This window comes from Desulfovibrio oxyclinae DSM 11498 (genome assembly GCF_000375485.1).
GTDB lineage: Bacteria > Desulfobacterota > Desulfovibrionia > Desulfovibrionales > Desulfovibrionaceae > Pseudodesulfovibrio > Pseudodesulfovibrio oxyclinae.
Genome location: NZ_AQXE01000005.1, coordinates 209508 through 224144 on the forward strand (window position 1 = coordinate 209508; position 14637 = coordinate 224144).

Here is a 14637-nt window from a genome sequence, read left to right on the forward strand (position 1 = left end):
TTAGGATTGGCGGCTGCGGACCGCATTCAGCAGGCCACCTGACTTGATAATCTCCAGTTCGTTCGCAGTCAAATCATTCGTGACTTCCACGGACTTGCCGGAGCCGGTACGCATGGTAACGGTGCCGCCGGGGGTGATTTCGGATGCGGGAATGGTCAGACCGTCACCCTGAGCCACCGCGTCGTAATCCTCGGGATTCACAAGCAGCAGGGGCAGAATGCCGAAGTTGACCAGGTTGGCGCGATGGATGCGGGCAAGCGACTTGACCACGACCGCACGCACGCCCAGATGGCGGGGGGCCAATGCCGCATGTTCGCGGCTGGAGCCCTGTCCGTAGTTTTCGCCGCCGAGCACCACGCCCTGATCCATGCCGCGAATGCGGCCGACAAACTCCTCGTCCACGCGGCCGAAGATGTGTTCGCTGATGGCCGGGATGTTGGAGCGAAGAGCGGTAATCTGCGGACCTGCGGGCAGGATGTGGTCGGTGGTGATGTTGTCGCCGACCTTGAGCGCCACCTGCGCCTCGATTGTCACGGGCAATTTGTCGAATTTCTCCAGCGGAACAATGTTGGGACCGCGCAGGATTTCGACGCCGTCGCCGTTTTCGGGCGGGAATACGAACAGATGGCGGATGCTGGGCACCTCGTCCGGCAGTTCGATGCGTTCGGGACGTTCGCCCCAGGTGGCTGGGTCGGTGAACTGTCCCTCAAGCGCGAGACGCGCCGCGGTCTCGGCGGAAGCGAGGTAAATCTGCGCATCCTGCGTGCCGCTGCGGCCTTCGAAGTTGCGGTTGAAGGTTCGCACGCTCACTCCGGCGCTGACCGGAGAGCCGCCCATGCCGATGCACGGACCGCAGGTGCATTCGAGCATCCGGGCGCCCGCGTCGAGCATGGGTTCGATGAGGTTCTCGGCCGCGAGCATCTTGACCACCTGTTTGGAGCCCGGGGAGATCAGCACGTCGGTGGACGCGGGGATGCGTTTGCCGTCGAGCACCAGAGCGGTGGTTTTCAGGTCGGAATAGGAACTGTTGGTGCAGGAGCCGATGGCGCACTGGTCGATCTTGAGTCCGGCCAGTTCGCGGACCGGCACCACGAGGTCCGGCATGTGCGGCTGCGCCACAAGCGGTTCCAGCGCGGAAAGGTCGATGTCGATCACCTTGTCGTACTCGGCATCGGCGTCCGGGAGCAATTCTTCCCAGTCGTCTTCACGGCCCATCTTGCTCAGGAAGTCGCGTGTGCGTTCGTCACTGGGGAAGATGGATGTGGTGGCGCCGAGTTCCGCGCCCATGTTGGTGATGCAGGCGCGTTCGGGGACAGAGAGGCTTTCCACGCCGGGACCGGCGTATTCAAAGACCTTGCCTACGCCGCCTTTGACGGTGAGCTTGCCGAGCAGGTGCAGGATAACATCCTTGGCGGCTGCCCAGCCGGTGAGCTTGCCGGTAAGGTTGACCTTGACCACTTTGGGCATGGAGATGGCGTAGGGTTCGCCAGCCATGGCCAGCGCCACAGAAAGACCGCCGGCGCCCATGGCCAGACTGCCGATGCCGCCCGCGGTGGGGGTGTGGGAGTCGGAGCCGATAAGCGTGCGGCCGGGCCGTGCGAAGTTCTCAAGGTGCAGCTGATGGCAGATGCCGGTGCCGGGAGGGGAGAAGATCACGCCGTAACGCTGGGCGACCGTACGCAGGTACCGGTGGTCGTCAGGGTTGCGAAAGCCCATTTGCAGCGTGTTGTGATCGACGTAGCTCACCGAGAGTTCGGTCTTCACGCGGTCGAGGCCGATGGCCTCGAACTGCAGATAGGCCATGGTGCCGGTGGCGTCCTGTGTCAGGGTCTGATCGATTTCGAGACCTATTTCGGCGCCGGGTTCCATGGAGCCGCTTTTGAGGTGCCGCTCTATGATCTTCCGGGTGATGTTCTTCCCCATTGTCCTCTCCTGCATGTTGAAGTGTCGTTAGAAAAGGAAACCGTTCTTGACGCCTTCCGAAACCTGGCTCTCATCCATGCCGTTGTCGAGCCGGTTGATCTTGTTTCGACGGAATTTCACTTCCACGTCGTAGCGGAGCTTGTCCTGCTGGAGCTGATGGATTTCGGCGTGATGGAAGACCCCGTTCTTGGGGTCTTCGGATTCCATGAGCTCGCGGATGCGCTTCTCGCACTCGGTGATGAGGTGCGTGAATTTTGCCGCTTCCGCCTCAAGAACGTTCACGTCGTCGGAAAGCTGCGGATTATCCGATGCGGATTCTGCGGCGTTTGACATCCTTGACCTCCTTCTTGGGCTTGGGCTTCATTATGCCCGTGGGAAGGGTGTTGTAGAAGTTCCAGAACTGCGGCCACCATGCGGTGAGCTCGCTGTGGTTGGAAAGCATGATCGCGGGACAGGTCCAGGCCGCAAGGGCCAGACCAAGGGACCATTCGGGGGCGGGGCTTCCGAAGGTGCCTTCCCATTCGCCCACGTTGCTGATGCTGATGGATTCCTCGCCTGCCTCGTAGGTGGCGTTCATGTGATCCAGAACATCGGATGCGTCCTGCGGCGGCTTGCCTTCGATGACAGCCTTGCGGGCGCGGACGCCAAGGGCCAGCGCCAGCGGATACAGGCCGGCGCGTTCGCCGATGGTGATGCGCGGGTAGGCGGGCATTCCCGTGGAAGATGCCTTGAGGGCGTTGTCCTGAATCTCCACCTGAACACCGAGGGCGGACAGGTCGTCCAGCACGCCCTGTGCGGATTCGGGCCATGAGCCTTTGACCAGTACCTCGCCACCGCTGAAAGCCGGAATAGCCAGCAGATACGGGGTCAGCACGGTGTCCAGAGGCAGGTCGGGAGCTTCCGGAAGTTCCGGAATGCCGTCGGAGATTGCAAAACCCTTCTTGATGCGGCTGACTTCGATGCCGCAAGCTTCGAGCACGACAGCGGCCTGTTCGCCCGCTTCCATGGCGTGCTCGGAAAGACCGGACACGGTCAGTCCACCGGGATAGGTCCATGCGGAAAGAATGAGCGCGGCGACAAGGTCCGGGTCCACGTCTTTGGGCAGCTCGATCTCCTCTTCCATGACCCCGCCGGATTCGAGGCGGCAGGGCAGACCCGGGTTGTTCGGGTTCATGGGGACCACGCGCGCGCCGAGCTGGGGGAGGAAGCGGTTGAGCTTCTGCACTTCCAGCAGCTGGAGGGTAGCCTGCCCGGTGAACTTGCAGCGTCCCATACCGCCAAGCGCCATGAAGAGAAGCAGATAGAAATTGAGCGGATCGTCACCAGCGAACAGCATGGCGTTTTCGAATTCAAGCGGATCGGCCGAACCGAAAATGAATCCGTTTTCGTCCCAGGACACGGCGGCGCCAGCCTGCTTGAGGCCTTTGGCGAGGTCTTTGTTGGGAGCGTTGAGCAGGGCGTCAGGGAGTTTGCAGGGCTGCCCGGATGCGGCGGCCATGGCCATCCACAGGCGGGTGGAGCGCAGGGAGCGCGGTCCCAGAACTTCTGCCTCGGCGGGTTCGCGCCGGGGAGCAAGCTTGTAGCCGGTCTTGTCGCCGCCCGTGGAGGACTGAGCGAACTGGTTGGCGAGGGTAAAAAGCTGTCTGGAAAGGCGCGGATCAAGACCAAGGCCTTCTCCGGCCTCTTCCCACGCGCGTCGGAGTTCCTTCTCCAGCTTGGGATCTATCTGGGATTTCTGTTTGGAGCGGCGCCAGGCGCCTTCCTTTCGCAGCAAATAGCTGCGTTTTTCCAAAAGTCCGAGGATCTTGGAGTCGATCTCGGAAATCTGTTTGAAGCGGGTACTCGGCTTCGGCTGCCAGTCGGCAGATTCATCGAAATTCTTGTCGGACATTGTCTTACCGTCTTCCTCTATATTGTAATGTAGCTCCCGCTTTCGCAGGAACGAATGTCATTAGCCCGAAAACGTCCAGCGGGCAAGCCCCGGTTTGCAGGTGTCCGCGCAAGGGGGATGAGAGGGGATTGTGAAAAACGGCATTTGCGCAATCTAAGCTGAGAAAAGTGCTGGCCTCGCAATGGAGGCAGGGAAAAATTTCACAAGGCGAAAGACTCTAAAGAAAAAGGGGAGCGGCACAGGCCGCTCCCCTTGAATATGCAGTGGTAAGCGGGAGCTTACATGTCGGCGCCGGAAGCGGCCTTCTGCATCTTCACTTCGACCTTTTCGGTCAGGTTCTCGTAGTAATCGCGGAGGATTTCGAGAACTTCTTCACGGCCGAAGTGATCCGGGATGTCGCCGCCCTCGGAGAGAGCCTTGCGCAGCTTGGTACCGGACAGGATGACGCGGTCTTCCTTGGTGTGCGGGCAGGTGCGCATGGAAGCCATGCCGTCGCACTTGTAGCAGTAGAAGGTCCAGTCGATCTTCATCGGCTGGCAGAGCAGAGCCTTGCCCGGCTCGGGGCACTCTTCGTTCTGGTACGGGATGCGATCGAAGATTTCCTGAGCTTCGAACAGACCGTAGAAGTCGCCAACACCAGCGTGGTCACGGCCGATCAGCATGTTGTTGATGCCGTAGTTCTGGCGGAAGGTGGCGTGCAGCAGAGCTTCGCGGGGGCCGGCGTAGCGCATGTCGAGCGGGTAACCGGCGTTGATCACGTTCTCGGGCACGAAGTAGTTGTCGATGAGAGCCTGGATGCACTCGATGCGCACGTCTCCCGGAATGTCGCCCGGCTTCAGGTTGCCGATCAGGGAGTGAATGACCACGCCGTCACAAACTTCCACGGCGATCTTGGCCAGGAATTCGTGGGAGCGGTGCATCGGGTTACGCAGCTGCAGAGCGGCAACGTTGGACCAGCCGCGCTTTTCCATTTCTTCGCGGATCTGGGTCGGGGTCAGGTAGACACCGGGGAAACGGTCGGCGTAGTCGCCTTCGGACAGGACCTTGACCGGGCCGGCCAGGTTGTACTTGCCCTGAGCCATGACCATCTTGACGCCGATGTGCTCGTCTTCGGCCAGCTTCCAGAAGTTGCCATCGACAGAGTCTTCACCCTTGCCCATGTAGACCATTTCGGCTTCCCACTTCTTGTTAGCCTCGGTCATTTCGAACTTTTCGGTGATCTGCATGGTGGCGTAGACGTGGCCGTCCTGCACCAGTGCGATTTCGTCGCCTTCTTTGACGTCTTCATCGTTGGTGTCGAGGGTCACCGGAACGGGCCAGAAGGTGCCGTCTTCCAGCAGGAACTTTTCGCAGACGCCCTTCCAGTCGGCCTTGGTCATGAAGCCGTTCAGCGGGGAGAAACCGCCGATACCCATCATGATGAGGTCGCCCTTGGCACGGGCGGAAATTTCGATCTTCTTCAGGCCTTCGGCCTTCTTGAGTTCAGCGTCGCGCTCGGAGCCTTCGAGCAGGCAGCAGACGAGACCTTTACCACCATGAGGGGGAACCAGTTTGGACATGTTAGCCTCCTGATAATTTAATGGACAGATCCTATAACCGTCGCAACATGGATCCGGATTTCCGGATCAATTGCCGGATAATGCCGTTCCTAGCGTTCGGAAAGGTCCTTATTGCTCTTTGTGAAAGTCGTGTCAAGCTCTAATTTGGAACCGAATTCGCCAGCACATATAGTTATTGAATTAGCTGTAACGCAGGTAGAGAAAGTGGAAAGAAACTCTAGAAAGTTGTCACTGCCAGCGCTTGCGCGCCTGTTAAATATTTCGATGGTTTAAGTGTGTTTGGAGTGGTTTTCATCAGCTAACAAAAAATTGGTTGCAAAAGAAGTCTCTCATGAACTAATAACCCTGAGTGATTGTCATGGGAATCTCTTTCGCGCCGCTTTCGGTTTACTTTTTGTGTTTCCGGAGTGGGGCAAAGGGCGCCTTTTGGGGCGTGGCGGATGGCATCCGGTGTCTTGCTTGTTCAAAAATTCACTTTCTCGTTGACATCAAGAACCGGGCTTGCTACTCGTCAATTTCCACACGCTATTTAAGTGTGTTGGCGAAGATTTTTGTTTAGAGGACGTCGGTAATAGGCATCAAACAAACCCTTTAGGAGGAGAAGTTATGCCGACCTTTGTAAACCCGGAAAAATGTGACGGCTGCAAGGGTGGCGAAAAGACCGCTTGCATGTACATTTGCCCCAATGATCTCATGATCCTGGACCCCGAAGCCATGAAGGCTTACAACCAGGAACCTGAGGCTTGCTGGGAATGTTACTCCTGCGTCAAAATTTGCCCCCAGGGCGCTATCGAAGCCCGCCCCTACGCTGACTTTGCCCCGATGGGCGGAACCTCCATCCCCATGCGTTCCGCTGAAGACATCATGTGGACCATCAAATTCCGCAATGGTTCCGTGAAGCGCTTCAAGTTCCCCATCCGTACCACCCCTGAAGGCTCCATCAAGCCCTTCGAAGGTAAGCCCGAGCCGGGCGACCTCGAAAACGAACTCCTGTTCACCGAGAGCGAGCTCGCTACTCCGAAGGAAGTTGTGAACAAGAAGTTTGAGGTCTCCGACGCTGACGCCTCCCGTGTGTGGAAGGCTGGCGAATTCGAAGAATAGGACGTTCTGATAACGAGCCGGAAGGCTCTTTAGCTGAACTATTTTAGAGTTTTACTCTCAGGAGGATAACATGGCTCTGCTTCCCATCAACGAAGCTCCCAAAGGTATCGAACTCGCCGAGCCGGAAGTCATCGAGCAGGACGTCGATCTTCTGCTCGTCGGCGGCGGCATGGGTAACTGCGGCGTGGCTTTCGAAGCCGCTCGCTGGATTGAAAAGGTTGATCCGTCCATCTCCATGATGCTGCTCGACAAGGCCTCCCTCGAGCGCTCCGGCGCCGTGGCTCAGGGTCTGTCCGCAATCAACACCTACATCGGTGAAAACGAAGTCGACGACTACGTCCGCATGGTCCGCACCGACCTCATGCACATCGTTCGCGACGACCTCATTTTCGACCTCGGCCGTCACGTCGACGACTCCGTCCATCTCTTTGAAGAGTGGGGCCTGCCCTGCTGGATCAAGAAGGACGGCAAGAACCTCGACGGCGCCAAGGCTAAGGCTGAAGGCCTGGCCCTGCGCAACGGCGACTCCCCGGTCCGTTCCGGTCGCTGGCAGATGATGATCAACGGTGAGTCCTACAAGTGCATCGTGGCAGAAGCTGCCAAGAACGCACTGGGCGAAGACCGTTACATGGAGCGCATCTTCATCGTTAAGATGCTGCTGGACGCCAACGAGCCCAACCGCATCGCCGGTGCAGTCGGCTTCTCCACCCGTGAAAACAAGGTCTACTACTTCCGCTGCAACGCTGCTGTCGTTGCCTGCGGTGGTGCCGTTAACGTGTACCGCCCCCGCTCCACCGGTGAGGGTATGGGTCGCGCTTGGTACCCCGTCTGGAACGCCGGCTCCACCTACACCATGGTGGCTCAGGTTGGCGGCGAAATGACCATGATGGAAAACCGCTTCGTCCCCGCCCGCTTCAAGGACGGTTACGGACCGGTCGGCGCTTGGTTCCTGCTCTTCAAGGCGAAAGCCACCAACTACAAGGGCGAAGACTACTGCGAAACCAACCGCGCCATGCTCAAGCCCTACGAAGATCGCGGCTACGCCAAGGGTCACATCATCCCGACCTGCCTGCGTAACCACATGATGCTTCGCGAAATGCGCGAAGGTCGTGGTCCGATCTACATGGACACCAAGACTGCGCTGCTGAACACGGTCAACAACGACCTGACCAGCCCCGAGTGGAAGCACCTCGAGTCCGAAGCCTGGGAAGACTTCCTCGACATGTGCGTCGGCCAGGCCAACCTCTGGGCCGCCACCAACTGCGCTCCGGAAGACCGCGGCTCCGAAATCATGCCGACTGAACCCTACCTCCTCGGCTCCCACTCCGGTTGCTGCGGTATCTGGGTTTCCGGTCCGGATGAAGACTGGGTCCCCGAAGAGTACAAGATCAAGGCTGACAACGGTAAGGTCTACAACCGCATGACCTCCGTCAACGGCCTCTGGACCTGTGCTGACGGTGTTGGCGCCTCCGGTCACAAGTTCTCCTCCGGTTCCCACGCTGAAGGCCGCATCGTCGGTAAGCAGATGGTCCGCTGGGTTGTTGACCACAAGGACTTCAAGCCCACTCCGAAGGAAAACGCTGCCGACCTCGCCAAAGAGATCTACCAGCCGTACTACACCTACCTCGAGGGTAAGGACATCTCCACCGACCCGGTGGTGAACCCGAACTACATCACCCCGAAGAACTTCATGATGCGCCTCATCAAGTGCACCGATGAATACGGTGGTGGTGTTGCTACCCTCTACATGACTTCCAAGGCTCTGCTGAACACCGGCTTCTGGCTGCTCGGCATGCTCGAAGAAGACTCCAAGAAAATGGCCGCTCGCGACCTGCACGAACTGATGCGCTGCTGGGAGCAGTTCCACCGCCTGTGGACTGTCCGCCTGCACATGCAGCACATCGAGTTCCGCGAAGAATCCCGCTACCCGGGCTTCTACTACCGCGGCGACTTCATGGGTCTCGACGACTCCAAGTGGAAGTGCTTCGTGAACTCCAAGTATGATCCGGAAACCGGAGATACCACCGTGTTCAAGAAGCCCTACATCCAGATTGTTGCTGACTAAGTAATGATCCCCAGCGGCCGCAGGCTCCGGCCTGCGGCCGCTTTCTTTCTCAGACCTTCGGCAAAATGGTCTGAATCCGGATTGGAACACATGCGGATGATCCAGGCCGGATTTAGGCCATTTTGTTGGCTGTGCCTCAACATCATTAGGGAGGAGTGTGAGAATGTCGAACAACAGTATTCTCGTAGTAGGCGGAGGATTCGCCGGGATCACCGCCGCCCTCGAGGCCGCAGAGGTCGGGCACGAGGTTTACATCATAGAAACCAACCCATACCTCGGTGGAAGGGTGGCACAACTGAATAAATATTTCCCCAAGCAGTGTCCTCCTTCCTGCGGGCTGGAAATCCAGTTCCAGCGCATCAAGAACAACCCCAATGTGAAATTCTACACCATGGCCGAAGTGGTCTCCGTCTCCGGCGGCCCGGGCAGCTATGACGTGAAGATCAAGCAGCGCCCCCGTTACGTCAACGGCCGGTGTACCGCTTGCGGCGAATGTGAAAAGGCCTCCTGGACCAAGTTTGAAAACGAATTCGAGCTGGGCCTGAGCAAACGCAAAGCCGCTTACAAGACCCATCCGTTCATGTTCCCCATGCAGTACGTGGTGGAAGGCGACAAAATCGATCCCGCCGAGCTCAAGGCCATCGCCAAGGCATGTCCTTATGAAGCCGTCGAGACCGAAGACGCCGAAAAGCTTTTCGACCTGCAGGTCGGTTCCGTTGTATGGGCCACCGGCTGGAAGCCCTACGAAGCCGAAAAGCTGGAGACCCTCGGTGGCGGCAAGCTGCCCAACGTGGTCACCAACATGCAGTTCGAGCGTTTGGCCGCTGCCAACGGTCCCACAGAAGGCAAGATTGTCCGCCCGTCCGACAAGGCCGAGCCCCAGCGCATCGCCTTTGTTCAGTGCGCCGGTTCCCGTGATCAGAATCATTTGAACTACTGTTCCTACATCTGCTGCATGGCTTCGCTGAAGCACGTGCGCTACCTGCGCGAACAGTACCCGGACGCGGTCATCGTGATCTACTACATCGACCTGCGCACCCCGGGCCGCTACGACAAGTTCAAGGCCATGACCTGTGACGATCCCAAGCTCTCCCTCGTGAAGGGCAAGGTCGCCAATATTTGCGAAGACACCGGCAAGAACCCGGTGGTCACCGTCGAAGACGCCGTCAGCGGCATCAAGAGCGACGAGAAGTTCGACATGGTCGTGCTCGCCACCGGCATGCAGCCCAGCACCGCCGGCCAGCAGATCCAGATCGGCGCCCAGGTGGACGAGGAAGGCTTCGTCGTCGGCGGCGATGACAAGGGTTTCGTGGCCGCCGGATGCGCCAAGCAGCCGCTTGACGTTATGAAGTCTGCCCAGTCCGGCACCAGTGCCGCTCTGAAGGCTATCCAAACCGTTGTTGGGAGGTAAATGATGGCTGATAAGCTTGGTGTATATATCTGTGAAGGATGCGACATCGGGAAGGATCTCGACGTCGCCGCCATGGCTGAGCTTGTGGGCAAGGGCAAATACTCTTCCATCTGCCCGGTGGTGAAGACCAACAAGGTTCTTTGCAGCCCTGAAGCCAAGGCGGAAATCGAAGCCGACATCAAGGAAAACGAGCTGGGCGGCGTGGTTGTCTGCGCCTGTTCCCCCCGCGTCAAGTGGGACGTTTTCGAGTTTGGCAAAACCCAGTGCGAGCGCGTGAACCTGCGCGAACAGGCCGTCTGGTCCTTCCGTGAGGACAAGGCCAACCCCGGCCAGCTGCAGGAAATCGCCCGCGACTACGTTCACATGGGCATCGCCAAGGCCTCCAAGAGCAACAACCCGGACCCCGAAGTCCCCGACTGCAACAAGACCATTCTGGTCATGGGCGGCGGTTTCACCGGCCTGAACGCGGCGCTTTACGCCACGGGCATGGGATACGACGTGGTTCTGGTGGAAAAGGAAGCCGAGCTCGGCGGCAAGGCCCGCAACTTCTCCAAGTCCTTCCCGCTGGCATACCCGTATGACCAGACGCAGGAAGTGGGACTTGAAGCGCTCATCTCCGAGGTGAAGGGTAACGACAAGATTCGCGTCATCACCGGTGCCACCGTCGAGAACATCGAAGGTGCTCCGGGTCTGTACGACGTGACTGTTGCCGGCGAGACCCTGCCCATCGGTTCCGTGGTTCTGGCCACCGGTTGGGTTCCGGGCGATGCCAATTACCTCAAGCCGCTGGGATACGGCGAATCTTCCAAGATCGTCACCAGCGCGCAGTTCGAAGAAATGGTCAAGAAGGGTGAAAAGATTCCCGAGTCCGTTGCCTTTGTCTGCGATCCCGGCAAGCTGGTGGAACGCGTCGATTACGTGAAGGGCGAGACCTGCGAACCGGTCGAACCGCTTCCCTGCGACACCGATACCGAAGAAGCCGCTGCTGAAGGCGAGGGTGAAGACGAGGAATGCGAAGTCTTTGTCTACGAAGACAAGGAGTCTGCCCGTCACCTCGCATACAGCTCCGAACTGACCTCCCTGGTCGCCCTCAAGCAGGCCAACTACGTGGCCGACGCGGGCGGCATCGGATACATTCTCTACGACCACATGATGGTCCCGGGCATCAACGAGCAGTACTACAAGGCAGCTCAGGACAACCCGGCCGTAATGCTTTCCAAGGCTTCCGTCACCTCCGTGAAGGAAGAGGGCGGCAAGGTCGTGGTCGCCGCCAAGAACACGCTCCTCGGCCAGAGTGTCGAGTTCGCCGTGGACATGGTGGTTCTGCCCACCGCGCTGGTTCCGACCACCGCGCATGACCCGACCATCAACCTGGTCTACCGCCAGGGTCCGGCTTTCCCCGATCTGGAACTGTTCGACGGATTCGCCGACTCCAACTACATCTGCTTCCCGTACGAGACCCGCCGCACCGGCGTGTACGCTGCGGGTTGTGTCCGCCAGCCCATGGGCCTCGGACTCTGCCGCGAAGATGCGGCGGGCGCCGTGCTCAAGGCCGTGCAGTGCATCTCCTCCGCCAACCGCGGCGTAGCGGTGCACCCGCGCTCCGGAGACCTGAGCTACCCGGTGTTCAACTTCACTCGCTGCACGCAGTGTAAGCGTTGCACCGAAGAATGCCCGTTCGGCGCGCTGGACGACGATGAAAAGGGAACCCCGAAGCCGAACCCGACCCGTTGCCGCCGCTGCGGTACCTGCATGGGTGCTTGCCCGGAACGCGTCATCAGCTTCGACAACTACAACATCGACCAGATCGGTACCGCCATCAAGGAAGTGCGCGTTCCGGACAAGATCGACGAAGGCGGACCCCGCATTCTCGTCCTTGCCTGTGAAAACGACGCCTACCCTGCGCTCGACATGGCTGCCATCCGCGGCCGCACCTGGAACCCGTTCGTTCGTTTCATTCCGGTGCGCTGCCTCGGCTCCGTGAACGCCATCTGGGTCGCCGACGCCATGAGTAAGGGTGTTGACGGCGTGATGATGCTTGGCTGCAAATACGGTGACGACTACCAGTGTCACTTCATGAAGGGCTCCGAGCTCTGCAGCCGCCGCAAGGAAAACATCGCCGAATCCCTTGGCCGCCTGGGCGTCGAACCCGAGCGCGTGGAGCAGTACGAGGTTGCGATCGACGATTACGACACGGTCCCCGACCTGATCGAGGAATTCGTCGACTCCATCACCAAAAACTTCGGACCGAACCCGTTCAAGGGTTACTAGGAGGTACGGATCATGTCGAACACCGTTAGGGTTCAACCGGATCTCAAGTTCGTCAAGGAACTGCAGACCGTTGGAGGGGATTCCCTCAAGAAGTGCTACCAGTGCGCGACCTGCAGCGTCGTTTGTCCGCTTTCCCCGGCCGACAGCCCGTACCCCCGCAAGGAAATGGTCTGGGCTCAGTGGGGTCTCAAGGACCGCCTGGTCAACGATATCGATATCTGGCTCTGCCACAACTGCGGCACCTGTTCCGACCTCTGTCCACGCGGCGCCAAGCCCGGCGACCTGCTGGCCGCTCTCAGGAATATGGCCTACCGCAGCCTGGCCCCGTTCGGATTCATCGGCAAACTGATGTCCAACATGGGCGGCGCCCTAATGCTGGCGCTGGTCCCGGCCGTCATCTATCTGCTGATCTGGTCCATGCAGGCAGCCAAGTTCGGCACCGCCTTCCCGCTGTTCGAAGCGGCCGAAGGTCACGGCGCCTGGCAACTGGCCAAGGACGGACAGATCGTTTACGGCGGCCTGTTCCCCGGCGACTACTTCATCGACCCCATCTTCGGCGCGGCCTTCGCGTTCATGGTGGTCTGCTTCTACATGGGCATCCAGAAGCTCATCAAAGGCTTTGATTCACAGCCGCGCGTCTTCGACCTCACCGGGGTGAAGAAGCCCGGTATGCTTGAAGCCTTCATCGATACGCTCAAGTACGAGATCTTCAACCACACCCAGTTCAACGACTGCGGCGACGACGAAAAGGACAAGAAGCGCGCCACCGGCCACCGTATGCTGATGTTCGCCTTCATCATCCTGCTCTTCGTTACCGGCACCATTGCCACCGGTCACTGGGTTGGCGGTTGGTTCTTCGAGAGCGTCCTCGGCCTGCACGGCGGTCCTGTGGATCTGCTGGCCCGCCTTGGAGCCACGCCGCTCCCGCAGGACAGCGTCATCAAGGTACTCGCCAATATCGGCGCGGTCCTGATGGTCTACGGTCTGTGGCAGCTCACCAAGCGCCGCAAGAACCTTGATCCGCAGAAACAGGGCTCCAGCTTTTACGACTGGTTCCTGCTCTATGTGATCTGGATCATCGCGCTTACCGGTATCGCCTGCGAAGTGCTTCGCCTGCTCGGCATCCAGTACCTCGCCTACCCGACCTACTACGTCCACCTGATCGCGGTCTTCATGATGATCGCCTACCTGCCGTGGACCAAGCTGGGTCACCTGGTGTACCGCACCGTTGCGCTGAGCTATGCCAAGAAGATCGGTCGTATCCCCATGGGTGCCGCGAAGTAAGGGCGCATGGGAATAATATAAAGAGACAGCTTATTCTGTAGGAGGAATACAAATGTCCGAAGCAAAGGTTTTCCCGATGAACACGTTCGTGTCCGTCCTTCGCGGCCAGTCTGCCGACCAGGAGCAGCTTGACATGATGGCCTTCATCCTCGGCCTGGACGAAATCGACGCCGACTTCGGTTCCGTCGCCCAGTCCCTTGCCAAGGCAGCCATCTACGAAGCCGAACCCGGTCTGACCAAGTACGCCGAAGGCGACATCTCCAAGCTGGGCAACCAGGTCAAGATCGCTCCGATCGCTGACAACTCTCAGGTTGTGGCCGTTTTCGACATGCTCAACGGCATGAAGGCCGAAAACGCCAAGCTCAAGGCTGAAAACTCCGATCTCGCTTCCGCCAAGGAATCCGCCGAGACCGACGTCAAGACCCTGAAAGCCAAGGTCAAGACCTTCGAAGACTTCTCCGCCGCTGGTGAGAAGAAGATCGTGGCCTCCAACACCAAGATCGACGAGCACATCAAAAAGCTCAACGAACTCATGGCTGAAGTGGAAAAGGTCAAGAAGGAAGGCGTTGTCGTCGCAGGCGCCGCTGGCGCCGAAGGTGCAGCCGCCGCTCCCGGCGACTCTCCCGACACCGGCGGGGAACCCGAAGCCGACTTTGGCTTTGGCTCCAACCCCTTTGCCGACTCCGACTGGTAGACTCAGCTCCACCACCTCGGTTCCCACTGTATAGTACAAAGCCCTCCGGTTCGCCGGGGGGCTTTTCTTATGCAGTCCCCTTCGGGGGGACCAAAGGGGCGGGCCCCCTTTGGAATCCCTGGCTTGTCAGCGGTGTTGCAGCTGCTGGGGCATGCGGTCAGCACGCCCCGCGTCCAAGCTGCAACCCCGCTGACGGGATATGGGGGTCTGTAGGTCTTGGCTGACGGACTTCTGTAGCTGAGTTCAGTCACGCGGGATTATTTCAGCGCACGGACTTCCTCTCAGAACTCCCGACACATAACTCACTCACGCCAACCAAGTTCCTCGGTAATGCAGATCAATACATAGAGGCTCTTTTGACTGGTCATGCAGCTCCGTGCGAGGTCTTATCCGCAGCAGTGGTCGCTTCATAGCCCCTCTCGCAGAGAGCGGCGACTG

The 14637-nt window shown here is 59.2% G+C and carries 10 protein-coding genes; 6 read left to right on the forward strand and 4 right to left on the reverse strand.

The features are described from left to right. The 4 genes from B149_RS0107400 to sat all read right to left on the reverse strand — a co-directional run bounded on the left by B149_RS0107400 (position 1) and on the right by sat (position 5373). Positions 1-1923, reverse strand: a complete 1923-nt coding sequence (locus tag B149_RS0107400; protein ID WP_018124551.1) for an aconitate hydratase — start codon at positions 1921-1923, stop codon at positions 1-3. 27 nt (positions 1924-1950) lie between these two features. Further along, a complete protein-coding gene (locus B149_RS0107405) occupies positions 1951-2256 on the reverse strand; it encodes a hypothetical protein (protein WP_018124552.1) in 306 nt (101 codons plus the stop codon). After that, positions 2225-3814, reverse strand: a complete 1590-nt coding sequence (locus B149_RS0107410; RefSeq protein ID WP_018124553.1) for a chorismate mutase — start codon at positions 3812-3814, stop codon at positions 2225-2227. The genes B149_RS0107405 and B149_RS0107410 overlap by 32 nt, the downstream gene beginning before the upstream one ends. 278 nt (positions 3815-4092) lie before the next feature. Next, complete coding sequence (sat, locus tag B149_RS0107415) at positions 4093-5373, reverse strand: sulfate adenylyltransferase (RefSeq protein ID WP_018124554.1); 1281 nt, start codon at positions 5371-5373, stop codon at positions 4093-4095. A 606-nt stretch (positions 5374-5979) separates the two neighbouring features. Here sat and aprB point away from each other — a divergent pair. The 6 genes from aprB (at position 5980) to B149_RS0107445 (ending at position 14199) form a co-directional block, all read left to right on the forward strand. Further along, on the forward strand, positions 5980-6474 hold the full coding sequence (aprB, locus tag B149_RS0107420) for an adenylyl-sulfate reductase subunit beta (RefSeq protein ID WP_018124555.1): 495 nt from the start codon (positions 5980-5982) through the stop codon (positions 6472-6474). Positions 6475-6544: 70 nt separating this feature from the next. Further along, the gene (gene aprA / locus B149_RS0107425; RefSeq protein WP_018124556.1) at positions 6545-8539 is read left to right on the forward strand and encodes an adenylyl-sulfate reductase subunit alpha; all 1995 of its coding nucleotides are present in this window, start codon (positions 6545-6547) and stop codon (positions 8537-8539) included. Between the two features lie 163 nt (positions 8540-8702). Continuing rightward, the gene (locus tag B149_RS0107430; protein WP_018124557.1) at positions 8703-9950 is read left to right on the forward strand and encodes a CoB--CoM heterodisulfide reductase iron-sulfur subunit A family protein; all 1248 of its coding nucleotides are present in this window, start codon (positions 8703-8705) and stop codon (positions 9948-9950) included. A 3-nt stretch (positions 9951-9953) separates the two neighbouring features. Beyond that, on the forward strand, positions 9954-12221 hold the full coding sequence (locus B149_RS0107435; protein WP_026167504.1) for a hydrogenase iron-sulfur subunit: 2268 nt from the start codon (positions 9954-9956) through the stop codon (positions 12219-12221). 12 nt (positions 12222-12233) lie between these two features. Continuing rightward, positions 12234-13505 carry a quinone-interacting membrane-bound oxidoreductase complex subunit QmoC gene (gene qmoC, locus B149_RS0107440; protein WP_018124559.1) on the forward strand — a complete coding sequence of 424 codons (1272 nt, stop codon included), beginning with the start codon at positions 12234-12236 and terminating at the stop codon, positions 13503-13505. 52 nt (positions 13506-13557) lie between these two features. Further along, complete coding sequence (locus B149_RS0107445) at positions 13558-14199, forward strand: hypothetical protein (RefSeq protein ID WP_018124560.1); 642 nt, start codon at positions 13558-13560, stop codon at positions 14197-14199. Positions 14200-14637 lie beyond the last annotated feature (438 nt).